Below are 25,923 nucleotides of genomic sequence, written 5' to 3'. Positions count from 1 at the left end.
AAAGGCCAGGACCGTGACCCTCCCCAGACATGACACCTCCGAAGCCTCGGCGCGCGACCGGTTCGACCGGTTGCACCACAAGATCCGCAACCGGATCTGCCTACTGGACTATGCCCCCGGCACCCGGCTGTCGGAGACCGCGCTGGCCGAGGAATTCGGCGTCTCACGTACGCCCCTGCGGCGGGTGCTGGTGCGTCTGGAATGCGAGGGCCTCCTGCGCTCGGTGCAGGGGGTCGGCACCATCGTCACCGACGCCGACATCCACGAGTTGGAGCAGACCTACCGGCTGCGCATGGAGCTGGCGGAGCTGACCGGCCGCCTGTCCCCCGCCGCTCCCAGCGCCAGCCTGCTGGCCGAGGTCCGTCACCTCTCGGCCCGCGCCAAGGCGCTGATCAATGCCCCGGAGCCGCGCTGCTTTGCGGAGCTGAACATGGCGCTGTTTCAGGCCCTGCTGAACATTACCGACAACCTGCCCCTGAGAGAGGTGTCAGAGCGGCTTTACTACCAGACCACCCGGATCTGGCTACAGTCGGTCTTTGCCTCGATCATTGACCTGAACGAGGAAGTCCGCATTTTCGGCGGCGAGGTCGAAGACCTGCTGGCCGCGATGGAGCTGGGCGACATGGAGGCCGTGGCGTTGATCCAGCGCGCCCATATCTCCATGAGTTTCACCCGGATGCGCAGCGCCGCCAAGAAAACCGCCCCGCCAGCGGCAGGCAGCGACTGACTCCGACCCCGCCCGGTGGCGCGGCGTGACAGCCCGACTGCTGCCGTCCTGCACCGAGGTGACCAGCATCCTGCATGAGCACATCTACCGCGCCCGGCTGATCGCGGTCCCTGCCGAGGAAGCCCCGTCGGGTGCCGCCAAGCGACTCGCCCGCATCCATCAAGATCTGACGATTTGACAAACAGAAAACCAGAGAAACCCAGCGCCGGGTCCATGCCGCCGAATGCGGCCATATGACCCTGCGCACGGAAACCGCCAAAGACCTGGATCTGCGCCCCACCTGGTCCGCGGCCGCGACTGTAGAACAAGCGAACGGGCGCTGTGGGCCAGGGGCTGGAGATCTATGACAGCGACGCCAGCGGGCAAGGCTGCAACCGCGCCCTATAGCCCCTGGGCGACGCAGGTTTGGCGCAGCAGGCTGCAAAACCGCTGCGCCGCCGCTGACAGCTGATGGTCGCGGCGAATGCACAGGCCCACCGGCCCCAGCGTGCTGCCGGTGTCCAGAGGCAGCGCCACCATGCTGCCGGCCGCCAGATCCGGCCGCACCACACCGTGGCTGATGATCCAGATCGCCTTGTGCGCCAACACAAAGCGCCGCCCCAAGGTCGAAGACACGGTCTCGATCGGAAACCGCGGCATGCTCTGCCCTTGCTCCAGAAACATCCGCTCGACAAAGGGGCGGATGATCGACCCCTCCGAGGGCATCAGCACCGGATAATCCTCCATCGCGGTGGCGGGCACATGATCCAGCCTCGCCAGCGGATGATCCCGCGCCACAACCACCGCCACCCGCTCCCGGTACAGCGGATCGAAACTGACGCCCGCCATGGTTTCGGGCGCGGGCATCCGCCCCACCACCACGTCCAACGCACCACGGCGCAGCTGGTCGACCAGATACTGATTGTCGCCCGAGGTCACCAGGAAACGGCCCGGCGCGCCGTCGCGGCGCAGCGTCGCCAGTGTGTCAGGCACCAGATCCGCCGCGACCGTCGGCAACGCCCCGATCGCAATCCGCGGCCCGTCGGCCTCCCCCATGCTGCGTAGCAGCGCCACCCCGTCCCGCGCCAGTGCCAGGCTGCGCGCTGCATGGTCGGCAAACAGCTCTCCATAACCGCTGAGCCGAATGCCGCGTCCGTGTTTCTCCACCAGCGGTTTGCCGCAGACCTCCTCCAGCTCGCGCAGGACGCGGGTCACCGCCGGCTGGCTCATGCCCAACGCCTGCGCGGCCTGGGTGACACTCGTCTTGCGCGCCACCTCGACAAAGACTTCCAGATGGCGGAGTTTCAAGGCGGCGGGCAAACGCATAACAATTCCAGTATTACTTTATGACATTCTGCGCATTATACAGAACGCAAGTGATATGCAATATATCTCTCATGCAAGGGAGACAGCCATGACGCAAGATCGCCATAGCCGGGGCATGCAGGTCCGGCGCGAGGTTCTGGGAGACGCGCATGTGGACCGCGCGACCGCCGCCGCCACCCCGCTCGACCAGCCGTTTCAGGATCTGATTACCGAATCTGCCTGGGGCACGGTCTGGGCCTCTGATCAAATTTCCCGGCGTGAACGCTCGATGCTGACCCTGGCCCTGCTGGCCGCCACCGGTAATTTCGACGAGATCCCGATGCACATCCGCGCCACCGCGCGCACCGGCGCCAGCCAGACGGATGTCATCGAGGCCTTCCAGCACGTGGCAATCTATGCTGGGGTGCCAAGGGCCAATCACGCGCTGAAGCTGGCCAAACGGACCTACGCCGAAATGGCCGCCGAAGCTGAGCAATGAGGGAGCCACAGATGCCCAAACAGGTAGAGTTCTATCAACGCGACCGGGACTGGCACCCGCCAGCCCTGGCCCCGGCCTACAAGACATCCGTCGCCCGCTCCCCGCGGCTGCCGCTGATCAGCCTGGAAAACACCGCCAGCGAGATTACCGGCCCCACGTTCGGCCATGGCGACATTGATGCCGGAGACAACGATCTTCTGACCAATTTCGCCAAGCCCGGCGAAAGCCCTGTGGGCGAGCGCATCATTCTGCATGGCCGGGTGCTGGACGAAAACGCGCGGCCCGTGCCGGACACGCTGGTGGAGATCTGGCAGGCCAATGCCTCCGGACGCTATCGCCACAAGAAGGACGGCTACCTCGGCGCGCTGGACCCGAATTTCGGCGGCTGCGGCCGGGTGATGACTGACAGCGAGGGGCGCTACAGCTTCCGCACCGTGAAGCCCGGCGCCTACCCCTGGCGCAACCGGGTGAACGATTGGCGGCCCGCGCATATCCATGTCTCGGTCTTTGGCACCAGTTTTGCCCAGCGGCTGATCACGCAGCTCTATTTCGAGGGCGACCCGCTGATCCCGCGCTGCCCGATTGTCCAGTCGATTGCCGACCCGCAGGCGGTGGATATGCTGATTGCCCGGCTCGACATGAACGCCACCATTCCGCTGGACACAATCGCCTACCGCTTCGACATCGTGCTGCGCGGGCGGCGTTCGACCATGTTCGAAAACCGGCCGGAGGGAAACTGATGATGCGCCCGTTTGAGTACCTGAAGGAAACCCCGTCGCAGACCGCCGGGCCTTATGTCCACATCGGCCTCGCGCCGGGGGCTGCCGGGTTTGACATCTATGAGCGGGAACTGGGCTGGGAAATCGCAGGCCCCAACGCCGGCGGCGAGCGCATCCGCGTCGAAGGCCTGGTCACCGACGGCACCGGCGCGCCGGTGAAGGACGTGCTGCTGGAAGCCTGGCAGGCCAATGCAGACGGCATCTATGCCCATCCCGAACATCCCGGCGAGGTCGAGGACGGCTTTCGCGGCTGGGGCCGCGTCATCACCGATTTCGACACCGGCACATGGGGTTTTGACACCGTGAAACCCGGCCCTGTACCGGGCCGCAACGGGCAGCTGATGGCGCCGCATATCAACCTGTGGATCGTCGCCCGCGGCATCAACGTCGGCCTGAACACCCGGCTGTATTTCGATGATGAAGCCGAGGCCAACGCCGCCGATCCGGTGCTGAACCTGATCGAATGGGAACACCGCCGCCAAACCCTGATCGCCCGCCGCGATGAGGCCGACGGCACCGTGGTCTATCGCTTTGACATCTGCTTGCAGGGCGATGGCGAAACCGTATTTTTTGACATCTAGACAAGAGGATAGACCGATGGGAAAGCCCTGCATCATCTGCGTGGCCATCACCGGCTCAGTTCCGACCAAGGCCAACAACCCGGCGGTGCCGATCACCATTTCGGAACAGATCGAAAGCACCCATGAGGCGTTCGAGGCCGGCGCCACGATCGCCCATTGCCACGTGCGCAACGACGACGAGACGCCGACCTCTGACCCGGAGAAATTCGCCCGTTTGCTGGAAGGTCTGCAACAGCACTGCCCCGGCATGATTGTGCAACTGTCCACTGGTGGGCGTTCCGGTGCGGGGCGCGAGCGCGGCGGCATGCTGAGCCTGCGACCCGACATGGCGTCGCTGTCGGTGGGGTCGAATAACTTCCCGACGCGGGTCTATGAGAATTCCCCCGATCTGGTCGACTGGCTGGCGGGTGAAATGCGCAAGTATGAGGTCAAGCCCGAAATCGAGGCCTTCGATCTGTCGCACATCCACCAGGCGGTGAAGATGAACCGCGAGGGGCGCATTGCCGGCACCCTGTACGTTCAATTTGTGATGGGCGTGAAAAACGCCATGCCGGTGGACCGCGATGTATTTGATTACTACGTGAAAACCATGCAGCGGCTGGCGCCCGAGGCCGAATGGTGCGGTGCCGGTGTCGGGGCCGGGCAGATCCAGGTCAACGAATGGTCCATCGCCGCCGGTGGCCACACCCGCACCGGGCTGGAGGACAACATGCGGCTGGACCGCAACACGCTGGCGCCGTCGAATGCGGCACTGGTGAAACGCGCAGCGGAGCTCTGTGAAAAATACGAACGCCCCGTGGCGACATGGCAGCAGGCGCGCGACATCCTGGGGCTGCGCGCCGCCTGAACACTCACAATCATGTGGCCCGGCGCCTAAGGCCGGGCCACAGACGATCAGCCCTTGGCGGCTGTATCTTCGCCGGACAGATCCTTGAGGATGGGACAGTCGGGCCGGTTGTCACCGGCGCAGCAGGTCACCAACTCGTGCAGCGTGTCGCGCATCGCCTGCAAATCCGCGATCTTGGTCTCAATCTTGGCCAGATGCTCCAGCGCCAGCTGTTTCACATCGGCGCTGGCGCGGCTGTCGTCCTCATACAGCGCCATCAGCGTGCGGCAATCCTCGATGGTAAAGCCCAGCGCCCGTGCCCGGCCCAAAAAGGCTAGCTTGTGCAGGTCTTTCTCTTCGAAACAGCGGTAGCCGTTGGCGCTGCGATGCGGCCGGATCAGCCCGATGTCCTCGTAATAGCGGATCGTCTTGGCCGGCAGGCCAGAGCGGCTGGATACGTCCCCGATGTTCATGCGCGCGCCTCCTGCTTTGCCTCATGCGTGGCCGGTGTCCCGGTTCCCTCCACATCTATAGCAGGTTTCAGGCGGCGCAAGCGCAGCGCGTTCGACAACACAAAAACGCTGGACAACGCCATCGCCCCCGCCGCCAGCGCGGGCGACAGCATGACCCCGCCGAACGGATACAGAACCCCCGCCGCCACCGGCACCAGCAGCACGTTGTAGCCAAAGGCCCAGCCGAGGTTCTGGCGGATGTTGCGCATGGTGGCGCGGCTGACCGTCAGCGCGTTGACCACGCCGCGCAGATCGCCCGAGACCAGCACCACATCCGCCGCCTCGATCGCCACATCGGTGCCGGTGCCAATGGCGATCCCCGCATCCGCCGCGGCCAGCGCCGGCGCATCGTTGATGCCGTCGCCGATGAAGGCCAGCGCGCCATGGTCACGGCGCAATGCCTCTATGGTGGACACCTTGTCCGCAGGCAGGCACTCCGCCCGCACGATATCGATGCCCAGCCGCGCCGCGATTGCCCGCGCCGTCGGTTCGGCGTCGCCGGTGATCATCGCCACCTTCAGCCCCTGCGCATGCAGCGCCCGGATCGCCGTCGGCGTGCCCGTCTTGATCGGGTCCGACACCCCGATCACCGCCGCGGCACGGCCACCGATGGCGGCAAACAGCGGTGTCTCGCCGCGCTCTGCCAACCGCTGGCCCTCGACCTCCAATGCACCGAGATCAATGCCCTCGCGTGCCATCAGCCGGGCAGCGCCCACCAGCACCTCCAGCCCTTCGACCATAGCCCGCAGGCCATAGCCGGGGATGGCCTCAAACCGCTCCACGTCCGGAAGGCCACTGCCTGCCTCGGCGACGATGGCCTGGGCGATGGGGTGTTCGGATCCGGTCTCTGCCGCGCCTGCCAGCCGCAGCACCTGCGCGCGGTCAAAGCCTTCGGCGCAGATCAGCTCGGTCAGCGCCGGGCGGCCTTCGGTCAGCGTGCCGGTCTTGTCCAGCGCCACCACCTTGACCTCCTGCAGCCGCTGCAGCGCGTCGCCCTTGCGGAACAGCACCCCCATCTGCGCGGCCCGGCCAATGCCAACCATGATCGAGGTCGGCGTCGCCAGCCCCATCGCGCAGGGACAGGCGATGATCAGAACCGAGACCCCGGCCACAAGCGCCAGCGGCAGGGACGGCGCCGGACCAAACAACTCCCAGGCCAGCACCGTGACCACCGCCACCGCAATCACCGCCGGAACAAACCACAGGGTGATCCGGTCAACCAACGCCTGCACCGGCAGCTTGGCACCCTGCGCCTGTTCCACCATTCGAATGATCTGCGCCAGCACCGTGTCCTGGCCCACCCGCGTTGCGCGATACTCCAGCAGGCTGTTGCCGTTGACAGTGCCCGCCGTCACCTCGTCGCCCGGCGTCTTGGCCACCGGCACCGGCTCGCCAGAGATCATGCTCTCATCCACGTAGGAACTGCCAGAGACCACCTCTCCGTCCACCGCGATCCGCTCTCCCGGACGGGTGCGGATCAGCTCTCCGGCGGCGATCTCGGCCACAGGCGCATCCACCGCCACGCCGTCGCGCAGCACCAATGCAGTCTTGGGCTGAAGGCCTGCCAGCTTGCGAATGGCCGCCCCGGTACGGCCCTTGGCGCGCGCCTCCAGATAACGTCCGGTCAGGATCAGCACCACAATCACCGCTGCGGCTTCGAAATAGACGTTGGCGGTGCCTGCAGGCAGCAACTGCGGCGCGAAGGTGGAGACCACCGAAAACCCATAGGCCGCCGCTGTGCCCAGCGCCACCAGGGCGTTCATGTCCGGCGCGCCGCGCAGCAGCGTCGGCACGCCCTTGGTGTAAAACTGCCGACCCGGCCCCGCCAGCACCGCGGAGGTCAGCACGAACTGCATCAGATAGCTGTTTTGCAAACCGATGTTGCCGGCCACCCAGTGGTGCAGAGCAGGCACCATGTGCCCGCCCATTTCGATCAGGAACACCGGCAGGGTCAGAAGGCCCGCGACCAGTACCTGCCGCGACAGCCGCGCGGCGTCCTCTCGGCGGCGCTGGTCGGCGGCTGCGGACGCATCCGCGGCCTCCTCAGCCAAGTAAGCCGGATAACCGGCCCCCTCTGCCGCGCGCATCAACTGCGCCATCTGAACCAGACCCGGCAGATAGGCGACTTGCGCGCTTTCGGTCGCCAAGTTGACGCTGGCCGAAACCACCCCCGGCACTGCCTGCAACGCACGCTCGACCCGGCCCACGCAGGACGCGCAGGTCATGCCTTCAATCCGCAGTGTGACTTCGCTTTGTGCCGCCGGATAGCCGGCCTGCGCCAGCGCATGGGTCAGCGCCTCCAGCGGCACCTGCGGTGCTGCCTCAACGCGGGCGGTTGCATTGGCCAGGTTCACCGAGGCCGCGCTGACGCCCTCCACCGCGGCCAAGGCGCGCTCTGCACGGCCAACGCAGCCCGCACAGCTGAGCCCGGATACCTGAAGTGAATATGTGCTGAGTTCTGTCATGGCAAACCTGCTGGTCTAGATGCTATGACACGGGATATGGGGCTTCCAGTCAGAGGAAGGTCAAGAGGCCTGGGCCACTTTCTTTCCCAAAACTGGAAACTTTTTTGAGACTCCTGAAAACCACCGAAGTCGAGGCTGCGTGGGCTGAAATGGCGTGGACTGCCGCCCGGCGGTCGCATTCGGGGCAAAGCGTCGCCACCCGAGGCTGCTAGACTGGCGGCGACTGCTTGCGCCGGATCGGCCCCGAATGTAACGCTGAGACATCCGGCCGCCACGGCTCCGCCCCTGGCAGAAATTCCCGGCCCGCCCCGCGGCGGCCCACCCACCGTATGACAGACGAAGGATAGCTCACATGATCCGCACCCGTGCCGCCGTTGCGGTTGCCCCCGGCAAACCGCTTGAAATCATGGACGTGAACCTCGAAGGCCCGAAGGCGGGCGAAGTTCTGGTCGAGATCAAGGCCACCGGCCTGTGCCACACCGACGAATTCACCCGCTCCGGCGACGACCCGGAGGGAATCTTTCCGGCCATTCTGGGCCATGAAGGCGCAGGTGTTGTCATTGAGGTCGGCGAAGGGGTCACCAGCCTCAAACCCGGCGACCATGTGATCCCGCTCTATACGCCCGAATGCCGCGAGTGCGAATACTGCCTGAACCCAAAAACCAATCTGTGCCAGGCGATCCGTTCGACCCAGGGCGCCGGTCTGCTGCCCGACGGCACCACCCGGTTTTCGATGTTGGATGGCACCCCCATTCATCACTACATGGGCTGCTCGACCTTTGCCAATCACACCGTGGTGCCGGAAATCGCGCTGGCGAAAATCCGGGAGGACGCGCCGTTTGACAAGGTCTGCTATATCGGCTGCGGCGTCACAACCGGCATTGGCGCGGTGATCAACACCGCCAAGGTAGAGATCGGCAGCCGTGCGATTGTCTTTGGCCTCGGCGGAATTGGCTTGAACGTGATCCAGGGCCTGCGGCTGGCCGGTGCCGACCAGATCGTCGGCGTCGACCTGAACCCCGGCAAGGTGGAAATGGCCGAGAAATTCGGCATGACCGATTTCGTCAACCCGTCCCAAGTGGACGGCGATCTGGTGGCCCATCTGGTGGAGCTGACAAAGGGCGGCGCCGATTACACCTTTGACGCCACCGGCAACGTGAACGTGATGCGCACCGCACTGGAGGCCGCGCACAAGGGCTGGGGCGAAAGCATCATCATCGGCGTGGCACCTGCGGGAGCCGAGATTTCGACCCGCCCCTTCCAGCTGGTCACCGGCCGCAGCTGGCGCGGCACCGCCTTTGGCGGCGCGTCGGGGCGCACCGATGTGCCGAAAATCGTCGATTGGTACATGGACGGCAAGATCGAGATCGACCCGATGATCACCCACAAGCTGACGCTGGACCAGATCAACGAAGGCTTCGAGCTGATGCACGAGGGCAAGTCGATCCGTGCGGTGGTGCAATTCTGATCCGCCGCATCTACTGAAACCGAGAAACGCAGGCCCCGCGGCCTGCGTTTTTTCTTGGCGGGGCAGCCTTTGGCCCCTCAGATCACGGCGGCGGACCTGTCTCAGTCCTCGCGGGAGGATTCCACCGCGTCCAGACTGACATCATAGCCCCAGAGGCGACGCAGGTGCCGCAACACCTCTTCCTGCTCGTCCTCTTCCAGGTGGATGCCGTCGCGCACCGTGTGGGTCAGTTTCAGCTCGCGGTCGCCACGCAGGTCGGCATCCGTCACCTGAATGTCCGGTTCCAGATAGGCCAGGTCATATTGCTTGGCCAGATCCCGGCGGATCGCCTTGTAGCCGGCCCGGTTGTGGATCTGACTGACCACCAAATTGGGCAGTTCGGCGTCATTGGTCAGGGTGAACAGCTTGAATTTACGGATCAGATGCGGCGACAGGAACTGCTGGATGAAGCTTTCATCGCGGTAGTTCGCCCAGGCATCTCGCAACACGCCGCGCCAGTCCGGGTTGCCGGCAAAATCGGGGAACCATTCGCGGTCTTCCTCCGTCGGGTCCTGACAAATGCGGCGGATGTCCTGCATCATTGCAAAGCCCAGCGCATAGGGGTTGATGCCCGAAAACCGCGGGTCGTCGTATTCCGGCTGCATCACCACATTGGTGTGGCTGTGCAGCATCTCCATGTAGGCGCCTTCGGTGATCTGCCCCTGCTCGTATAGCTTGTTGATGATGTAATAATGCACGAAGGTCGCGCAGCCTTCGTTCATCACCTTGGTCTGTTTCTGCGGGTACAGATACTGTGCCAGCATGCGCACGATGCGCAGGATCTCGCATTGCCAGGGCTCCAGCACCGGGCTGTGCTTTTCCAGGAAATACAGCAGGTTTTCCTGTGGCAAATTCATCAGCTTGCGCCGCGCCGCAAAGGAGCTGTCTTCGACCTCCTCCAGCTTTTCGCGCCCCATGGTGCTGTCGGTCCAGATGTCCAGCACGCTCTGGCCGCTTTCATAACCCTCTCGCACCTTCTGCATCGCCACCAGTTCTTCGGTGGTGGGCTTGGGCGGGCGACCATAGCGGAACACCCCCTGTGATTGCAGCGCGTGGGCGGCGTCCAGCACCTCCTCCACCGCGGAGAGACCATAGCGTTCCTCGCAGGCGGAGATGTAGTTCTTGGCAAAGGCCAGGTAGTCGTGAATGCCCGACGCATCGGTCCATTGCTGGAACAGATAGTTGTTCTTGAAGAAGTGGTTATGCCCGAACGCCGCATGCGCCATCACCAACGTCTGCATCGCCATGGTGTTTTCTTCCATGTTGTAGCTGATGCAGGGATTGGAGTTGATGACGATCTCATAGGCCAGCCCCTGCCGCCCTGTGCGGTACAGCGCCTCGTCGCGGGCGAAATGCTTGCCGAAGGACCAGTGCTGGTACATCAGCGGCAGGCCAACACAGGAATAGGCATCCAGCATCTGCTCAGCCGAGATGATTTCGATCTGGTTGGGATACACATCCAGTCCGAGGTCGCCCAGCGCGATCTCCTCGATCGCGTCGCGCGCCTTTTCCATCAGTTCAAAGGTCCACTCCGGCCCGTCGAACAGCGGCTTGCGCGCCTTGTCAGCTGCCTGCATTCTGCGCCCCTTTCACCTTGGGGAGAAAAAACTCCCGGAAAATCGGATAGATGTGGCCCGGCTGCGAGACCCGCTGCATTTCGAAATGCTGCGCTTGCGCTTTCACCTCACGGTAGTTCTGCCACAGATCCTCCCCGGCTTCGGGGTTGTTCAGCAGCATCTCGGCGGCCTCGTCGACGATCTCCAGATAGGCATAGAACTGGCAGACCGGCAGCAGATCCTTGAGCAGCAGATTCTTGCAGCGCACCGAGTCATTGCCGAAGTTTTCTCCGTCCGACGCCTGCGCGCCGTAGATGTTCCACTCGTCCGGCGGATAACGTTCCTCAACGATCTCCTTCATTTTCTCCAGCGCGGTCGACACGATGGTGCCGCCCGTTTCCCGGGCATAGAAGAAGGTTTCCTCATCCACCTCCTGCGCGTGGTGGGTGTGGCGCACGAACACCAGCTCGGTGTGCTCATAGCAGCGTTCCAGGAACAGGTGCAGCAGCAGGAAGAAGCGTTTCGCCAGATCCTTCTCGCGCTCCTGCATGGAGCCTGAGACATCCATCAGGCAGAACACAACCGCGCGGGAGTTGCGGATCTTTTCCGGCACGAAAGTGTCGTAGCGCAGGTCCAGCGGGTCGATGTAGCCCACCACCTTGCGCTTTCGGATGATGCCTTCGAGCCGCTTTTTCAGTGTCTCAAGCACCTCTTCCTGCGGCGGGGTGCGGTGCTGCAGCGCCTCCAGCTCGGCAATCTGCTCTTCCAGGTCGCGCTGGGATTTGGTTGTGGGGCGTTGCAAGGCGATACGGCGCCCCAACGAGTTGCGCATGGTGCGCACAAGATTGAGATTGTTGGGCGTGCCCGCGGTGGTCAGGCCTGCGCGGCGGGTGCCTATTGTCTCGGTCTCCACCGTGGCTTTTTCCACCAGATCCGGCAGTTCCAGACCCTCGAACAGGATCTCCAGATATTCTTCCTGCGTCAGGGTAAAGGAGAACTCATCATCTCCGTCGCCGTCCTCAGACGCCTTGCGGCCGCCCTCCCCGGCGCCGCCCTGCGGCCGTTTGATGGTGTCGCCGACAACAAAATCCTTGTTGCCGGGCAGCACGTGGCGGCGCAGCCCCCCCTTGGAGGAGTGAAAGAACCGCGGCTCCTTCAGCCCACGCGTGGGGATGGTGACCTTCTCACCCTCGTCCGGGACACCGCTGCCGTTCTGGATCGACTTGCCTCGGACCGACTTGTCGACGCGCTCCTTGATGTTCTCACGGGCCCGCCGCAGGAACCGCTGCCGGTTCCCGAGGCTCTTGCCCTTTGGATTGGCGCGCCTGTCGATGAAATGATGCATGTTGCACAGCGCTCCTCTTTAGCCCGCCTTGTTGACCCGCATGTACCATTCGACCAGACGCCGCACTTGGCGGTCGGTATAGCCGTGGCCCCGCATGCGCTCGACAAACTCCTGATGCTTGCCTTCGGTCTTGCTGTCCTTCTTGGACCCAAAGGAAATCACCGGCAGCAGCTCCTCAACCTGCGAGAACATATGCTTTTCGATCACGTCGCGCAGTTTTTCATAAGAGTTCCACGCCGGATTCTTGCCGGTGTTTGCACGATGGCGCAGCGCGAATTTGACCACCTCGTTGCGGAAGTCCTTGGGATTGGCGATGCCAACCGGCTTTTCGATCTTGCTCAGTTCCGCATCCAGCACTTCGCGGTTGTACAGCTGGCCGGTGTCGGGATCTTTGTAATCCTGCTCCTCGATCCAGGCATCGGCGTAGGAGATGTAGCGGTCAAAGACGTTCTGGCCGTATTCGGTATAACTTTCGAGGTACGCCTTCTGGATTTCATTGCCGATGAACTCCTCATAGCGCGGCGCCAGTTCGGTCTTGATGAACTCCAGGTATTTCTGCTCCATTTCCTGCGGGAACTGCTCGCGCTTGATCATCTGTTCCAGCACGTACATCAGGTGCACCGGATCCGCCGCCACCTCATTGGTGTCGAAGTTGAACGTGGTCGACAGCACCTTGAAGGCAAAGCGGGTGGAAATCCCGTTCATCCCCTCGTCCACCCCGGCGCGGTCCTGATATTCCTGCACCGTCTTGGCCTTGGGGTCGGTGTCTTTCAGGCTTTCGCCGTCATAGACCCGCATCTTTGAGTAGAGGTTCGAGTTCTCATGCGGCTTGAGCCGCGTCAGCACCGAGAAACGGCTGAGGATCTTCAGCGTCTCCGGCGCGCAGGGTGCCTCACGCAGCTCACTGTTCTCAATCAGCTTTTCGTAGATCGAGGTCTCGTCCGAGACGCGCAGGCAATAGGGCACCTTGACGATGGACACCCGGTCAATGAAGGCCTCGTTGTTCTTGTTGTTCTTGAATGACTGCCATTCGCTTTCGTTTGAGTGGGCCAGGATCAGCCCGTTGAACGGGATCGCACCAAAGCTTTCGGTGCCCATGTAGTTGCCTTCCTGGGTCGCGGTCAGCAACGGGTGCAGCATCTTGATCGGGGCTTTGAACATCTCGACGAATTCCAGCACCCCCTGCGTGGCACGGTTCAACCCGCCAGAGAAGCTGTAGGCGTCCGGGTTGTCTTGGCTGAAATGCTCCAGCTGACGGATGTCGACCTTGCCAACCAAGGTGGAGATATCCTGGTTGTTCTCGTCGCCCGGCTCCACCTTGGCGACACAGATCCGACGCAGCCGCGACGGATAAATGCGCACAACAGAGAATTTGTTGATATCGCCGTCAAATTCATCCAGACGCTGCACCGCCCAGGGCGACATCAGCCCCGGCAGCCGGTGCTGGGCGATGCCGTATTCCTCTTCCAGCACCTTGCCCATGCGGACCGGATCAAACAGACCCAGCGGGCTTTCGAAGATCGGCGAGACCTGATCGCCCGCCTTCAGCACATAGATCGGCTGTTCCTCGACCAGACGTTTCAGGCGTTCGGCCAACGAGGATTTGCCCCCGCCGACCGGGCCCAGCAGGTATAGGATCTGCTTACGCTCCTCCAGACCCTGCGCGGCATGGCGGAAGTAGCCCACGATCCGCTCGATGGTGTCTTCCATCCCATAGAAATCGTGAAACGCGCTGTAGCGCTTGATGGTGCGATTTTGAAAGATCGGCCCCAGCCGCGAGTCCCTGGAGGTGTCGATCAACTCCTCCTGCCCAATTGCCTTCAGCATCCTCTCGGCGACGTTGGCATACAGGCTGGGATCGTCGCGACAGGCGTTCAGATACTCCTGCAGCGGCATTTCCTGCTCGCGCGTTTCGCCGTACTGCTCTGCAAAAAGTTCGGCAATGTCTTTCATCGTGGATCAAGCCTCCTGGTTAGCTGGCGCCGGTCCTCCTGGCGTTCTGGTTCGCGCACGGACAGACAGTGCCCAGCACGTGGGCATGGGTGTCCGCGTCAGTGTTAGAATTCTGATTTCTGCTCAGCGCCGCTGCTGGCGTTCTACGTCCGGCTGGCCGCTCTTGGCGGCGACCTGCGCCCGGCGTGCCAGGGCGTTCGGCGTCATGTTACTTACATTCGAGCTTACACCAATTACGAACTCCATACTATCTGAAAGTGGTGTACTTTTAATTAATTGCCAGAAACTTTTATGGGAAATTTTCCTCACATTGCAGCGACCAGCCCGCGGCAATCGCACCGCTGCGGCGCGGCGGCAGCACCTTGAAGGCAGCCTCTCCACTCGGCGTACCACGGTCGGACAGGCCATTTGCGACAGAGGCATTCCCGCTCCACCGCACGCCCCTGCAACGCCCCGAACCCAACGTGACCACAGCGCAAAATCGCGGAAAAGCCTAGAGAATCTGCGGCAGTGAGGACACGGTTTCAGCCAAAATGCCCCCCGCACCTGCACTGCGAGACTGGACAGAGCGGCCGAATTCATCACAGTATGGCCGTTAAATGGCCGCATTAGACGGTCGATGGGCAAGACACAGGCAACGCAACCACGCAGCGCGGACCGGCATTTCCGGCGGCGTAGCGAACAGATGAGCGGTACACATGAGCACTGTCGCATTTATCACCCGCAACATGGCGGGCACTACCCAGCATGGGAATTCTTCCGAAGGCAGCCCCGCGCGCATTGAAGCCGCCGGCGCCAAGGACATCTCGCTGAACCTCAACCCTGCCGATATCGAAAGCTATTCCCGCCAGGGTAGCAATCTTCACATCACCTTGGCCAATGGCCAGGAACTGGTGCTGCAAGACTTCTACGGCTACGGCGAAACCGGTGCCAAGAACCTGTTTCTCAGCGAGGAAGGCCAATTCGTCGAAGTGGTGCTGGAGGATAAATCCGGCGGCATGCTGTTTGCCACCTACGAACCGCTGGATCTGTCCGGCAAGTGGAGCGCCTATGACGAGATGGTGTTCCTGGATGTGGACCGGATCGAACCGGTTGTGGCCCCGCTGGCCGCACCGTTGTTCGGTGGCCTTGGCGCGGCTGGGGCCGCGGCGGGCGTGGCCGGTGCCGCGGTTCTTGTTGGTGGCGGCGGCGGCGGTGGCGGCGACGATGGCGGCGGTCCGCCCAACGGCATCTACCCGACCGTTGACGATCCCGACGCCACCCACCCGGTCTCTGGCTCCACAACCGACCCGGTGGTCATCACCGGCACCGGCGCGCCCGGTTCCGATGTGACTGTTACCGTCGGCACCACCGAAGTCACCACCACGGTTGAGGAAGACGGCACCTGGGGTGTGACCATCCCGGTCGAGGACCTGCCCGCGGATGGCAACTACGAGTCCGAAGTGCATGTGGTGGATCCCGACGGGTATGAATTCGACCTCGACGGCCCGGCCGTGGTGATCGACACCGTGGTCGACGTCGACATTGACGCAGGCCAGGCCGGTGGCGACGACATGATCAACGCCGCCGAGGCCGCGGATGGCGTTACCCTGACCGGCACCGCCGAGGCCGGTGCCACGGTTGAGGTCACGTTTCAGGGCGTCACCCGCACCGTCACCGCCACCGACAGCGGCACTTGGAGCGCCGATTTTGCCTCCTCGGAGATTGCCGCGGGCGAGTACGAGTCCGAGGTGTCCGTCACCGCGACAGACAGCTTTGGCAATAGCGAAACCACCACCGGCACCATCCATGTCGACACCACCACGGCCGTCGCCATCGATGGCGGCAAGGCGGGCGGGGACGACATCCTCAACAACGCCGAATCCGCTGCCGGGCTGACCCTGACCGGCACCGGCGAGGCTGGCGCCGCGGTCAGCGTGACTGTGGAAGGCGTCACCCGCACCACCACCGTCGATGCCAACGGGAACTGGAGCGCCACCTTCGAAGCGGGCTCGCTGCCCGCTGGCGAATACGACACCACCGTCAGCGTGACCTCCACCGACGCGGCCGGCAACAGTGCCACCGCAACCGCGGATCTGCATGTGGACACGCTGGTGGACCCGCTGACGCTCGCCTCCGGCAGCATCGAGGGCGACAATATCGTCAACGAGACAGAGCACAGCGACGGCGTCACTCTGACCGGCACGGTGGAACCCGGCTCCACCGTCATGGTGCAGCTTGGCACCGCCACCACGGCCGCGACAGTGGATGCAAACGGCAACTGGAGCGCCAGTTTTGCCGCCGCCGACATTCCCGAGGGCAGCTATGACGCCGATGTCGTGGTCACGGCCACAGACGCGGCGGGCAACATCGACACGATCACAGACACGCTGGCGATCGACACCGAAGTGTCCCCCTTCACCGTCGCGCCCGAGCAGACCGCCGACGACGTGCTGAACCTGGCCGAACATGCCGCCGGGTTGACCATGACCGGCACCGTGGAGCCCGGCTCCACCGTCGAAGTCACCATCCAGGGCGTGACCCACGCGGCCACCGTGGATGCCAGCGGCAACTGGAGTGCCACCTTCGCCTCTGGCGAGTTGGCGACCGGCACCTATGACGCCTCGGCCCAGATTGTTGCCACGGATGCGGCGGGCAACACCCAGCCCCTGACCGAAAGCTTCAGCGTCGACACTGACTATGATGCGCCGGACATCGGCGACGTGATCGACACCGGCACCGCCATCAGCGGCTTCTTTAACGAGGACTTCGAGGCCGGAGACACCGCCCACGAGCTGACTGACGCTGGTGCGGTCGACGCGCTGAGCGGCACCGAAACCGATGTCGGAAACGGGCGCACCTTGTTCGAATTCGACAACGACGTGCCGGATGGCTCGCATCTGGTTGTCAACCGTGTGGACAGCGCCGACAACAGCTCTGGCACCCTGGTGGTGCTGGAAGACGGCGCCGGAGCCGGGGTGCTGGACCATGCAGGCTTGTCGCAGTTCAACATCGACGAGCTGAACCTGGTCCACGCCGACAACGTCGATCTGACCCTGACAGCGGCAGACATCAACGCGCTGTCCGGCAATTCCGACACGCTGGTGGTACACGGCACCGACAACGACACGCTGACGCTGACCGATGCAACCGCCACCGGCAGCCAGACCATCAACAACGAGACCTACAACGTCTACACCCTTGGAGATGATGGCACGACGGTGATCGTAAACGAAGAAATCAACACCGTGATCTGAGCCTTCGGCCCGGCACCCTTCCGCGGTTGCCGGGCCGCCACGCCGAACAGCAGTAAACACCGCCGGGCCACGAGGCCGGACCACAAAGGCAAGGGGCAGGATGCAACCGGGACGCTTTCTTTGCGCCATCACAGTGATGTGCAGCCTGTCGGCCTGCGCCCACATCGGCATGTTCGCCGCCAAGGACGCCGAAGATCCGTCCCCCCGCAGCAATTTCACCCAAAGTGGCGACGCCGCGTCGCAGGTGATCCAGACATTGCAGGAACGGCGTTCGCTGCTGCCGGATCACGGCGCCTATGGCGAGGTGGCCGAAGCCGCCCTCGCCGCCTCTGCGCGCGCCGCGGAGGCAGAGCTTATCAGCGCCAAGCTGCGGGCCGAAGCCGCCTCCAAGAACTGGCTGCCCACGCTTGGCCCTTCGGTGAGCCTGACCGATCTCGGTGATGTCGTCGCCGGGCTTCTGATCGAACAGGTGCTGTTCGACAATGGCCGCCGCAAGGCAGAGCGTGCATTTGCCGCCGCCGACGTCGAGGTGGCTGCCGTAAACCTGTCGCAGGACATGAACAGCCGGGTGGAAACCGCCGTGGGTCTTTATGCCGCCGCGCTGCGTGGCGATGAAAAGGCCGCCTATGGCGAACGCGCCCTGCGCCGCATGCAGGAATTTCGCCGCATCGTGCAAGGCCGCGTTGATGGCGGCGTGTCCGACCATTCCGACCTGAATGTGGTCGACAGCAAGATCAGCGGCATCCGCACCACCACCGCCACCGCCCGCGACGATGCAGCCACCGCGCGCGCTGAATTGCAGGCAATGACCGGCCAGAGCTTTGACCGCAAGCCGTCGCATCTGGGCATCTCTACCCCTCCCGAACAGGTGCAGTACCTGTCGGTTCTGAAGGCCAGCGCCGAGGCGGATCGCACGATCGCTGAGGCCAAGGCAGGCCGCGCCGGGCTGTTGCCGCAGATCTCCGGCGCGGGCAATGTGACCACGGATGGCTCCGGCGTCGGGCTGACGCTCGGCATGGCGCAACCGCTGGGTCTGGGCACACCGGCGGCGATGCGCGCGCTGGAGGCCTCTAAGGAAGCCGCAAAACGACAGGTGAGCGAGGCCGAAGAAGCCGCACGGCGCGCCTACAGCCGTCAGGTGCAGCAGATCGCCTCATACCAGCGTCAGGAGGCAGAGACGGCCGCGCTGGTGCGCCGCAGCCGCGAGACCTATGAGCTGTTCCAGAAGCAGTTCGAGGCCGGCCAGCGCCCGGTGATGGAAGTGATCCAGGTCTATGAGGAACTGGTGCGCCGCGAGCAGGCCTATATCGACGCGAAATACGAGGCCGTGCTGATCCAGCTGCAACTGGCACGGGATCTGGGCTTGCTGGCCGATGGGGACAAGATTTGACCGACAAACCGCAAAAACCGGCCCACGCCGCCCCCGCCACTGGCAGAAAGCCGGTGCTGCGGGCCGTACCCGCGTCCGGCAAAAGCGCGGGCGCAGCGCAGGCTCCGACGACAAACGGCGCCATACCGCCAGCACCGGCGTCGCAGAGCCCGGCCTTTTCCCCGTCATCCGCCGCCCCGCAACCCGCCACCACGGCCGATGCCAGGCCAAACGCTGCCCCCCGCACACTGACGGGCACATTGACGGGCACCATGTCGGGCAAGAAGATCGGCGCAAAGGCGGGGTCGAACCCGAAAGCGCCGGACGCGCAGCCCGAGGTCGGTACCCTTCTGGAGGGGGCCGCGGCGCGAATCCAGCACCGCGCCAGCCTGATCTCCACCCTCGCCGCGCTGAAGGGCAGCGAAGTGCCGGTCAGCGACATCGCCGCGTTGTTGTGGCGTGAGACACCGGGCGATCTGTCACTGCACACGTTGGCCAAGGCCGTGCAATCCACAGGGTTGCAGCCCAAGATTCTTGAAAAACAGCCGCTTGCCCCGGCCCTGTGGCCCGCCCTGGCCGTGATGTCGGGCGGCCAATGCGTTCTGGTGCTCAGCCAGGCCGAAGACGTTCTGACGATCTATGACACCTCCTGCGCCGACAACCGCACAGAGGTGACATTGGGCGAATTTGCCCCGTATTTTACCGGCACCGTGCTGTCGGCGCGGCCGTCGCTCAGCCAGATGGCAGCCCGTCACACGCCGCAGCTCGACCCGGGCCACTGGTTCTGGAGCGAATTCCCGAAATACCGCCGCCAGGTGGGCGAGATCATGCTGGGTTCGCTGGTCGCCAACATCCTGGCGGTGTCTGTCGCGCTGTTCAGCCTACAGGTCTATGACCGCGTGGTGCCGCATCAATCCCATGCCACCCTGTGGGTGCTGGCGATCGGCGCCTTTCTGGCCATCGCGCTGGAGGCGCTGCTGAAACTCGCCCGTGCGCGGCTGACCGATGCGGCGGGGCGCCAGATCGAACTGTCGGTGCAGCACAACCTGATGCGCCGCCTGATCGGCATGCGCTCTGACAAGAAGCCGCTGCCGCCTTCGGGGCTGTTTGCCGCGATGCGCGATTTCGGCTCGGTGCGGGAGTTCTTTACCTCATCCACCATCTCAACCCTCGCGGACATCCCGTTTATCGCTGTGTTCCTGCTGCTGGTCGCCTCCATCGCGGGGCCGGTTGTCTGGGTCATCGTCATCGGCGGCGTCCTGATGCTGCTGCCTGCCTATTTCATGCAGAAGAAGATGATTGCCTTCACCCGGCAGACCCAGGGCGCCAACGCCAAGGCGGGCCGCCTGCTGCATGAGGTAGTGACCGAACTGGACACCGTGAAAACCCAGCGCGGCGAAGAGCGCGTGCTGCGCCTCTGGGATGAGCTGAACACCCTGTCCTCGCATTCCGCGACCGAGCAGCGCAAGCTGTCCAGTGCCCTCACCTATTGGTCGCAGGGCGTGCAGCAGGCCACCTATATCACCGCCGTGGTGCTGGGCACGCTGCTGGTCTTTGCCGGCGAGTTCACCGTTGGCACCATCATCGCCACGGGCATCCTGACAAGCCGCACCCTGGCGCCGCTGACCCAGTTCGCCGCCACCCTCGCGCGGTGGAGCAACGTCAAGGCAGCGCTCGAAGGGCTGGACGCCATCGCCAACGCGCCGCAGGAGAAGGAAAAGGAACGCACCTATCTGCGCCGCCAGAAGATCCAGGGCCGGTTCGAGCTGCGCGAGATCCTGTTCCGCTACGAGGACGACGCCGCGCCCACCGTGGATGTGCAGGCCGCTGCCATCACGCCCGGTCAGCGAGTTGCGGTGCTGGGGGTCAATGGCTCTGGCAAATCGACGCTGCTGAAGCTGTTATCGGGGCTTTATGCCCCCGACCGCGGCCGAATTCTGCTGGACGGCACCGACATGGCGCAGATCGACCCGCGCGATTTGCGGGCAGGCATCGGCTACCTCAGCCAGGACGTGCGGCTGTTTGCGGGCTCCTTGCGCGACAACCTGAACCTCAATCAGCTGGAGCGCGACGACGACCGGCTGATGGAAGCGCTGGAGTTCGCAGGCCTCGGCGCGCATGTGCGCAGCCACCACAAAGGTCTGGACCTGGAAATCAGCGATGGCGGCCACGGGCTGTCGATCGGCCAGCGCCAGTCCATCGGCTGGGCGCGACTGTGGCTGCAGAACCCGTCGGTGGTGCTGCTGGATGAACCCACCGCGGCGCTGGACCAGACGCTGGAGCGCACGCTTGTCAGCCGTCTGGAAAGCTGGCTGGAGGGCCGCACGGCGGTGATCGCCACCCACCGGATGCCGATCCTGTCGCTGACCAACCGCACCCTGATCCTGCAATCGGGCCGCATGGTGGTGGACGGTCCGCGCGATCAGGTTCTGGCGCATCTGGCCGCCGGAGAGGGCAAATGACCCTGGATCTGCACGACCCCTACGGCAATGCCCAAGCCCCGCGCAGCGCCAGCCGCATCATCTATCTGGCAGTGGCGGCAGTCGCGGTGTTCCTGATCTGGGCCGCCTTTGCCTCGATCGACGAAATCGTGCGCGGCGAAGGCCAGGTGGTGTCCTCCTCCCGTGCGCAGATCGTGCAGAACCTCGAAGGCGGCATCCTGGCCGAGTTGCACGTACGACAAGGCGACGTGGTCAGCGCAGGACAGGTGCTGGCCAAGCTGCAAGACACCAAGTTCCGCACCGCCGCGGACGAGCTGCAGAACCAGCTTGACGCGCTGGAGATCAAACGCCACCGGCTGGAAGCGCAGATGAAGGGCGCGTTTGAATTCACCGTGCCCGACCCGCTCGCGCAGCGTTCCCCCGGCATTCTGGCCTCGGAACGCGGCCTGCTGACCGCCCGGCAGACCGACTTCACCAGCCGTCGCGACAGCGCCCGTCAGATCATGGACCAGCTGAATGCCGAGCTGGCCAATATGGAACAGCTCTACAAGCAGAAGATCGTGGCGCTGATCGAGGTCAACAAGGCCCGTAAGGCCGCCACCGACGCCCGCGCCAAATACAACGAGATCGGCACCCAGGCAGAACTGGAGCAGGCCGAGGAATACTCCAAGACCCTGCGCGAGATCACCACCCTGCGCCAGGAGCAGCGACTGGCGGTGGACCAGCTGAACCGCACCATCATCACCTCGCCCATGGCCGGCATCGTCAACAGCCTGGCCGTCACCACGATCGGCGGCGTGATCCGTCCTGGCGAGGAAATCCTGGAAATCATTCCGCTGGGCGAGGAACTGTTCGTCGAGGCGCGCGTCCGGCCTGAGGACATCGCCAGCGTGCAGCCCGGCCAGGACGCCACAATCAAGCTGTCGGCCTATGACTACACCATCTATGGCGCGCTGCGTGGCAAGGTGGATTTCGTGTCCGCCGACACGTTCGAGGACGAGCGCAACCCGCGCGCCGAACCATATTACCGGGTGACGGTCCGGGTCAACAAAGCCGACTTTACCGAACGCCAGCAGACGATCGAAATCCGCCCCGGCATGCGGGCAACCGCGGAGTTGCAGACCGGCTCCAAGACCGTCCTGCAATATCTGCTGAAGCCCTTGTACAAATCCCGCGAAGCACTGCGCGAGCCGTGACCCAGCGCGCCACCGTGCGCCGGTCTCGCTCTCAGCCGGCCCGGCGCACCAGCTCGCGCAGCGTGGTGTCAAAGGCGGTGCCGATTGACACCTTGCGCCGCCCCATCGCCGCCTTGGCAGAGATCACCGACACCAGTCGCGGCGGCTGGCCGGGGCGCATCGCCAGAACCGGCGAACCAGAGGCCCCGAATTCCACCAGGCAGGACATCACCAGGGTGCGGCTCTGGCGGGCCAGGACGCTGCAATAGTTTTGCAGGTTCTGGTGCGTCGCCTGTCGGGCCGTATAGGACAGCACCCCCAGTACATCACCCCGCTCGGCACCGCCGGAAACGGTCAATGGCCGAATGCGACGGCTGCTGATCGGGCGATCCAGTTTCAGAACAGCCAGATCGCTGCCGATCTGATGCCTGCCATCCGGGCGATAGCGATACTGCGGATGTTTCACTGCCCGGACCACCTGTCGCAGGGCTATCGCCTCGCGGCCGGACAGCCCGGCCTCAAACCGGATTGACGTCGGATCAACTGCAGCGCCGCTGCGCGGGTCGTAAAGGCAATGCGCCGCGGTCAGCACCAGATCCGGCGCGATCAAGGCCCCGGTACACATGCTGCGGTTGGCGATATTCAGCCGTCCCACCGCCTGCCAGCCGTCGACCGTTTGAAATTCCGACGGCGCGTTCTGTGCCGTGACGCCGGTTGGCAGCCCCAATGTCAGGCACGCCGCAATAGCAGCAAATAAAAGCTTCATCATTCACTCCAGCTTCCCACCGGGGCATCGTCATTCAGGTCCAAGGCCGAATTGAGACAGAAACTTGCGGCCTCGTGGCGAAAACACGTCCCGATTGCGACGGCGTTAACAATCCCCCAACGCCGCACGCATTGATGCTCAACCATGGCAAAAAACTTCGTCGTTTTGCGAGAAAAACCGCGGAAAACCTTCCGAACTCGTGCAAACACCTAAGAACGCGTCAGAAAAACTCGCGGCAGGCGCGCCAGATCGGGTCGGATTTCGCCGAACAGACCTCGCCGATTCGTGAAATCCTGCCCGCAAAGCGCCCGCCCGGCACGCTGCGTGCGACGGAAATCTTAACGCAGTGCATCCACAGGGCGTTCGGATCGGGCTACCGAAATGGTTAACAACTCGCCCGGTCAGGGCACTGCCGCGACGCCATCGGCAACCGCAAAATAGAGTCAATTTGACCGATCCGCAGCCGGTTAACGTCTCCCTCACCTTCCTGTGACTTCATGACTGGAAATTTGCGTTTTCTGCTCCGACGGGTCCGACACCCGCCGGGCGCCCATCCGCCGGAGTTTAGGTATCCATGTTCAAGTCTCTGAAACTCGCGCACAAGCTGCCGCTGCTGATCGTCTTCATCGCCCTGACACTGACGGTCGTCCTGATCGCAGTCAGCACCACTTATTTCCGGCGCAGCGTGGTTGCAGATGCGGAAAACTTCATGATGTCGCTGGTCCGAGACCGGGAGCTGGCGTTGCACTCCTACCTCAAGGGCGTCGAGGCGGCGACGCTGACCATTGCCTCGGTGCCGTCCACCGCCAAGGCGGTCAAGGATCTCCACGTCACCTGGTCGACACGCGCTGGTGCGGACAAGGCGGCGGTCGGAAACCTGGCGATGTTCGCCTCCGCAGCGTCGCCGTATGATGTGCATTTCAACCGCAACCTGCCGCCGTTCCAGCGCATCATAGAACGGATGGGATTTTACAACGTGGCGCTGATCAGCCCTGACGGCGATGTCGTCTTTTCCGCCACCCAGGAGGACGACTACACCAGCAACCTGTTGTCCGGGCCTTACAAAAGCTCCGGTCTGGGAGAGGTCTTTCAAAAGACCGTCTCGGGCGATGCCAAGCAGGTCTATTTCTCCGACATTGCCGCCTATGAGCCCAGCGGCCAGGCGCCCGCGGCCTTTGCGGCAACCCAGATCGTAGATGAAGCTGGCCGGTTTATCGGGGTGTTTGTCGTGCAGATCACTGTCGGGGACATCACCCGCATCACCTCCAATTCTGGCGGCGACAAGCAGACCCTCGACACCTATCTGATCGGCACAGACCTCAAGGCCCGTACCCGTTCGCGGCTGGAGAATGGCCATGCGGTTCTGGAAGAACTGCCACAGCAGTCACATTTCGAGACGGCCCTTGCCGCTGACGACGCAGCCGCCCGCTTTTACCCCGCAGTTCAAAAACCGGACGGCCGCACCGTCGCCGCCGTGACCGCGCCCGTGGCCTTCCGCGACATCAACTGGACTGTAGTTGCCGAGCTGGACCACAGCGAGCTGCTGGCCCCGGCCGCGCAGCAGCGCCAGATCATGCTGCTCGTCTCGTTGTCCTGCGCCCTGGCCGTATCCCTGCTGGGCTGGCTGTTCGCGCGTTCGATCACCAAACCCATCAACCGGATTTGCGACAACATGGAATCGGTCGCCGGTGGCAATCTGGACACTGAGGTCGAGGCCGCGCAGCGCCGCGACGAGATCGGCAAGATCGGCAAGACGCTCCTGTCGATGCAGGACGACCTGAAACTGGCCCGCGCCGCCGAAGAGGAGCGCGCAGAGATGCAGCGTCAGCAGCAGGAGGTCGTCGACAGCCTCAGCAATGGTCTGGTGCGGCTGGCAGACGGCGACTTCTCGCAGCCCATCGAGGACACCTTCCCGCAGGAATACGAACAGCTGCGGCAGAATTTCAACAGCACCGTCAGCAATCTGAACGCCACCGTGCAGCAGGTGATCGAGGCCTCTGGCAGCATCCGCAGCGGCGCCGCCGAGATCAGCCAGGCCTCCGACGACCTGTCGCATCGCACCGAAAGCCAGGCCGCAACGCTGGAACAGACCGCCGCCGCGCTGGATGAGCTGACGGCCAGCGTGAAATCCGCCGCCGAGGGCGCGCGCAGCGTCGAGGCGACGATGCAGCAGGCCCGCAACGAGGCCGAGACCAGCGACGCCGTGGTGCAAAGCGCGGTTGCGGCGATGACCGAGATCGAGCAGTCCTCGACCCATATCAGCCAGATCATCAGCGTGATCGACGACATTGCCTTTCAGACCAACCTGCTGGCGCTGAACGCCGGCGTCGAGGCGGCGCGGGCGGGCGAAGCCGGCAAGGGCTTTGCCGTGGTCGCCTCTGAGGTGCGGGCGCTGGCGCAGCGGTCATCGGATGCGGCGATGGAGATCAAGACGCTGATCTCCGACAGCTCCAAACAGGTGGAGCGTGGCGTCGATCTGGTCGGCAAGGCGGGCGAGGCGTTGCAAAGCATCGTGTCGCAGGTCGCCCATATCTCGCAGCTGGTTTCCGACATTGCCGAGGGCGCGTCGGAACAGTCCACCGGCCTGCACGAGATCAACACCGGCGTGACCCAGCTGGACCAGGTGACCCAGCAGAATGCGGCGATGGTGGAACAGGCCACCGCGGCCGGCCACATGCTCAACAGCGACGCCGGCAAACTGGCTGAGCTGGTCGCGCATTTCCGCGTCATCGGTCACGCTCCGCATTCCGCCATACTGACCAGCCCGACAAAGCCGGGCGGCACGCCGGCGCCGCGAGCGCAGCAGGCTGACCACCGGACGATCACTGCCAGCACGGCCCAGGTGGCGGTCGCGGCCCAGGGCAATGCCGCCCGCGATTTCTGGCAGAACTTTTGAACCTTA

At 63.9% G+C, this 25,923-nt stretch carries 20 protein-coding genes; 13 read left to right on the top strand and 7 right to left on the bottom strand.

The window, feature by feature from the left end; translation table 11 throughout:
- Positions 1-13: 13 nt before the first annotated feature.
- The gene (locus AC0IPL_RS05730) at positions 14-727 is read left to right on the top strand and encodes a GntR family transcriptional regulator (RefSeq protein ID WP_474272699.1); all 714 of its coding nucleotides are present in this window, start codon (positions 14-16) and stop codon (positions 725-727) included.
- A 25-nt stretch (positions 728-752) separates the two neighbouring features.
- Entirely contained in the window at positions 753-905 is a 153-nt protein-coding gene (locus AC0IPL_RS05725) for a hypothetical protein (RefSeq protein ID WP_474272698.1), read from the top strand.
- 203 nt (positions 906-1,108) lie between these two features.
- Here the strand turns inward: AC0IPL_RS05725 and pcaQ are convergent, their stop codons facing one another.
- Positions 1,109-2,032, bottom strand: coding sequence for a pca operon transcription factor PcaQ (pcaQ, locus tag AC0IPL_RS05720; RefSeq protein WP_474272697.1), 924 nt, complete (start codon positions 2,030-2,032; stop codon positions 1,109-1,111).
- 88 nt (positions 2,033-2,120) lie between these two features.
- Between pcaQ and pcaC the strand changes: the two genes are divergently transcribed.
- The 4 genes from pcaC to AC0IPL_RS05700 are packed head-to-tail and all read left to right on the top strand — an operon-like array spanning position 2,121 to position 4,717.
- Positions 2,121-2,510 (top strand): 4-carboxymuconolactone decarboxylase, encoded by a 390-nt coding sequence (pcaC, locus tag AC0IPL_RS05715; RefSeq protein ID WP_474272696.1) that lies wholly within the window; start codon positions 2,121-2,123, stop codon positions 2,508-2,510.
- Positions 2,511-2,521: 11 nt separating this feature from the next.
- Complete coding sequence (gene pcaH / locus AC0IPL_RS05710) at positions 2,522-3,250, top strand: protocatechuate 3,4-dioxygenase subunit beta (RefSeq protein ID WP_474272695.1); 729 nt, start codon at positions 2,522-2,524, stop codon at positions 3,248-3,250.
- Positions 3,250-3,870: a protocatechuate 3,4-dioxygenase subunit alpha gene (pcaG, locus tag AC0IPL_RS05705; protein WP_474272694.1), complete on the top strand. Its 621-nt coding sequence runs from the start codon at positions 3,250-3,252 to the stop codon at positions 3,868-3,870. The genes pcaH and pcaG overlap by 1 nt, the downstream gene beginning before the upstream one ends.
- A 16-nt stretch (positions 3,871-3,886) precedes the next feature.
- Positions 3,887-4,717, top strand: a complete 831-nt coding sequence (locus AC0IPL_RS05700; RefSeq protein ID WP_474272693.1) for a 3-oxoadipate:acetyl-CoA acetyltransferase — start codon at positions 3,887-3,889, stop codon at positions 4,715-4,717.
- Positions 4,718-4,764: 47 nt separating this feature from the next.
- On the opposite strand, the gene cueR is transcribed toward AC0IPL_RS05700, so the two are convergent.
- Positions 4,765-5,169: a Cu(I)-responsive transcriptional regulator gene (gene cueR, locus AC0IPL_RS05695; RefSeq protein ID WP_474272692.1), complete on the bottom strand. Its 405-nt coding sequence runs from the start codon at positions 5,167-5,169 to the stop codon at positions 4,765-4,767.
- A complete protein-coding gene (locus tag AC0IPL_RS05690) occupies positions 5,166-7,673 on the bottom strand; it encodes a heavy metal translocating P-type ATPase (protein WP_474272691.1) in 2,508 nt (835 codons plus the stop codon). Before AC0IPL_RS05690 ends, cueR begins: the two co-directional genes overlap by 4 nt.
- A 352-nt stretch (positions 7,674-8,025) precedes the next feature.
- Here AC0IPL_RS05690 and AC0IPL_RS05685 point away from each other — a divergent pair, with 352 nt between their 5' ends.
- Positions 8,026-9,141: an S-(hydroxymethyl)glutathione dehydrogenase/class III alcohol dehydrogenase gene (locus AC0IPL_RS05685; protein ID WP_474272690.1), complete on the top strand. Its 1,116-nt coding sequence runs from the start codon at positions 8,026-8,028 to the stop codon at positions 9,139-9,141.
- A 101-nt stretch (positions 9,142-9,242) separates the two neighbouring features.
- On the opposite strand, the gene AC0IPL_RS05680 is transcribed toward AC0IPL_RS05685, so the two are convergent.
- Genes AC0IPL_RS05680 through AC0IPL_RS05670 form a run of 3 tightly spaced genes read right to left on the bottom strand, consistent with a single transcriptional unit; the run spans position 9,243 to position 14,034 of the window.
- Positions 9,243-10,757 (bottom strand): SpoVR family protein, encoded by a 1,515-nt coding sequence (locus AC0IPL_RS05680; RefSeq protein WP_474272689.1) that lies wholly within the window; start codon positions 10,755-10,757, stop codon positions 9,243-9,245.
- Positions 10,744-12,081, bottom strand: coding sequence for a YeaH/YhbH family protein (locus AC0IPL_RS05675; protein WP_474272688.1), 1,338 nt, complete (start codon positions 12,079-12,081; stop codon positions 10,744-10,746). Before AC0IPL_RS05675 ends, AC0IPL_RS05680 begins: the two co-directional genes overlap by 14 nt.
- An 18-nt stretch (positions 12,082-12,099) precedes the next feature.
- Positions 12,100-14,034 carry a PrkA family serine protein kinase gene (locus tag AC0IPL_RS05670; protein WP_474272687.1) on the bottom strand — a complete coding sequence of 645 codons (1,935 nt, stop codon included), beginning with the start codon at positions 14,032-14,034 and terminating at the stop codon, positions 12,100-12,102.
- Positions 14,035-14,732: 698 nt separating this feature from the next.
- Between AC0IPL_RS05670 and AC0IPL_RS05665 the strand changes: the two genes are divergently transcribed.
- From AC0IPL_RS05665 to AC0IPL_RS05650, 4 genes are all read left to right on the top strand, one after another.
- Entirely contained in the window at positions 14,733-17,270 is a 2,538-nt protein-coding gene (locus AC0IPL_RS05665; protein WP_474272686.1) for an Ig-like domain-containing protein, read from the top strand.
- A gap of 100 nt (positions 17,271-17,370) precedes the next feature.
- Positions 17,371-18,660 (top strand): TolC family protein, encoded by a 1,290-nt coding sequence (locus tag AC0IPL_RS05660; RefSeq protein WP_474272685.1) that lies wholly within the window; start codon positions 17,371-17,373, stop codon positions 18,658-18,660.
- A 251-nt stretch (positions 18,661-18,911) separates the two neighbouring features.
- Positions 18,912-21,101, top strand: a complete 2,190-nt coding sequence (locus AC0IPL_RS05655) for an ATP-binding cassette domain-containing protein (RefSeq protein WP_474272684.1) — start codon at positions 18,912-18,914, stop codon at positions 21,099-21,101.
- Complete coding sequence (locus AC0IPL_RS05650) at positions 21,098-22,276, top strand: HlyD family type I secretion periplasmic adaptor subunit (RefSeq protein WP_474272683.1); 1,179 nt, start codon at positions 21,098-21,100, stop codon at positions 22,274-22,276. The genes AC0IPL_RS05655 and AC0IPL_RS05650 overlap by 4 nt, the downstream gene beginning before the upstream one ends.
- A 31-nt stretch (positions 22,277-22,307) precedes the next feature.
- Here AC0IPL_RS05650 and AC0IPL_RS05645 read toward each other — a convergent pair whose 3' ends face one another.
- On the bottom strand, positions 22,308-23,024 hold the full coding sequence (locus tag AC0IPL_RS05645) for a trypsin-like serine peptidase (protein WP_474272682.1): 717 nt from the start codon (positions 23,022-23,024) through the stop codon (positions 22,308-22,310).
- Between the two features lie 71 nt (positions 23,025-23,095).
- Between AC0IPL_RS05645 and AC0IPL_RS05640 the strand changes: the two genes are divergently transcribed.
- Positions 23,096-23,410 carry a hypothetical protein gene (locus AC0IPL_RS05640; RefSeq protein ID WP_474272681.1) on the top strand — a complete coding sequence of 105 codons (315 nt, stop codon included), beginning with the start codon at positions 23,096-23,098 and terminating at the stop codon, positions 23,408-23,410.
- Between the two features lie 185 nt (positions 23,411-23,595).
- Complete coding sequence (locus tag AC0IPL_RS05635) at positions 23,596-25,917, top strand: methyl-accepting chemotaxis protein (protein WP_474272680.1); 2,322 nt, start codon at positions 23,596-23,598, stop codon at positions 25,915-25,917.
- The last annotated feature ends 6 nt before the right edge of the window (positions 25,918-25,923 follow it).

Source organism: Leisingera sp. SA32 (genome assembly GCF_056033425.1).
The sequence above is the reverse complement of the archived record's forward strand: the minus strand, read 5'-3'. Positions and strand labels throughout refer to the sequence as shown.

What these genes read in the sequence shown, in the direction of transcription:
- pcaQ (WP_474272697.1), bottom strand. Translation starts at nt 2,032, where the DNA reads ATGCGTTTGCCCGCCGCCTTGAAACTCCGCCATCTGGAAGTCTTTGTC.
- pcaC (WP_474272696.1), top strand. Translation starts at nt 2,121, where the DNA reads ATGACGCAAGATCGCCATAGCCGGGGCATGCAGGTCCGGCGCGAGGTT.
- pcaH (WP_474272695.1), top strand. Translation starts at nt 2,522, where the DNA reads ATGCCCAAACAGGTAGAGTTCTATCAACGCGACCGGGACTGGCACCCG.
- pcaG (WP_474272694.1), top strand. Translation starts at nt 3,250, where the DNA reads ATGATGCGCCCGTTTGAGTACCTGAAGGAAACCCCGTCGCAGACCGCC.
- AC0IPL_RS05700 (WP_474272693.1), top strand. Translation starts at nt 3,887, where the DNA reads ATGGGAAAGCCCTGCATCATCTGCGTGGCCATCACCGGCTCAGTTCCG.
- cueR (WP_474272692.1), bottom strand. Translation starts at nt 5,169, where the DNA reads ATGAACATCGGGGACGTATCCAGCCGCTCTGGCCTGCCGGCCAAGACG.
- AC0IPL_RS05690 (WP_474272691.1), bottom strand. Translation starts at nt 7,673, where the DNA reads ATGACAGAACTCAGCACATATTCACTTCAGGTATCCGGGCTCAGCTGT.
- AC0IPL_RS05685 (WP_474272690.1), top strand. Translation starts at nt 8,026, where the DNA reads ATGATCCGCACCCGTGCCGCCGTTGCGGTTGCCCCCGGCAAACCGCTT.
- AC0IPL_RS05680 (WP_474272689.1), bottom strand. Translation starts at nt 10,757, where the DNA reads ATGCAGGCAGCTGACAAGGCGCGCAAGCCGCTGTTCGACGGGCCGGAG.
- AC0IPL_RS05675 (WP_474272688.1), bottom strand. Translation starts at nt 12,081, where the DNA reads ATGCATCATTTCATCGACAGGCGCGCCAATCCAAAGGGCAAGAGCCTC.
- AC0IPL_RS05670 (WP_474272687.1), bottom strand. Translation starts at nt 14,034, where the DNA reads ATGAAAGACATTGCCGAACTTTTTGCAGAGCAGTACGGCGAAACGCGC.
- AC0IPL_RS05665 (WP_474272686.1), top strand. Translation starts at nt 14,733, where the DNA reads ATGAGCACTGTCGCATTTATCACCCGCAACATGGCGGGCACTACCCAG.
- AC0IPL_RS05660 (WP_474272685.1), top strand. Translation starts at nt 17,371, where the DNA reads ATGCAACCGGGACGCTTTCTTTGCGCCATCACAGTGATGTGCAGCCTG.
- AC0IPL_RS05655 (WP_474272684.1), top strand. Translation starts at nt 18,912, where the DNA reads ATGTCGGGCAAGAAGATCGGCGCAAAGGCGGGGTCGAACCCGAAAGCG.
- AC0IPL_RS05650 (WP_474272683.1), top strand. Translation starts at nt 21,098, where the DNA reads ATGACCCTGGATCTGCACGACCCCTACGGCAATGCCCAAGCCCCGCGC.
- AC0IPL_RS05645 (WP_474272682.1), bottom strand. Translation starts at nt 23,024, where the DNA reads ATGATGAAGCTTTTATTTGCTGCTATTGCGGCGTGCCTGACATTGGGG.
- AC0IPL_RS05635 (WP_474272680.1), top strand. Translation starts at nt 23,596, where the DNA reads ATGTTCAAGTCTCTGAAACTCGCGCACAAGCTGCCGCTGCTGATCGTC.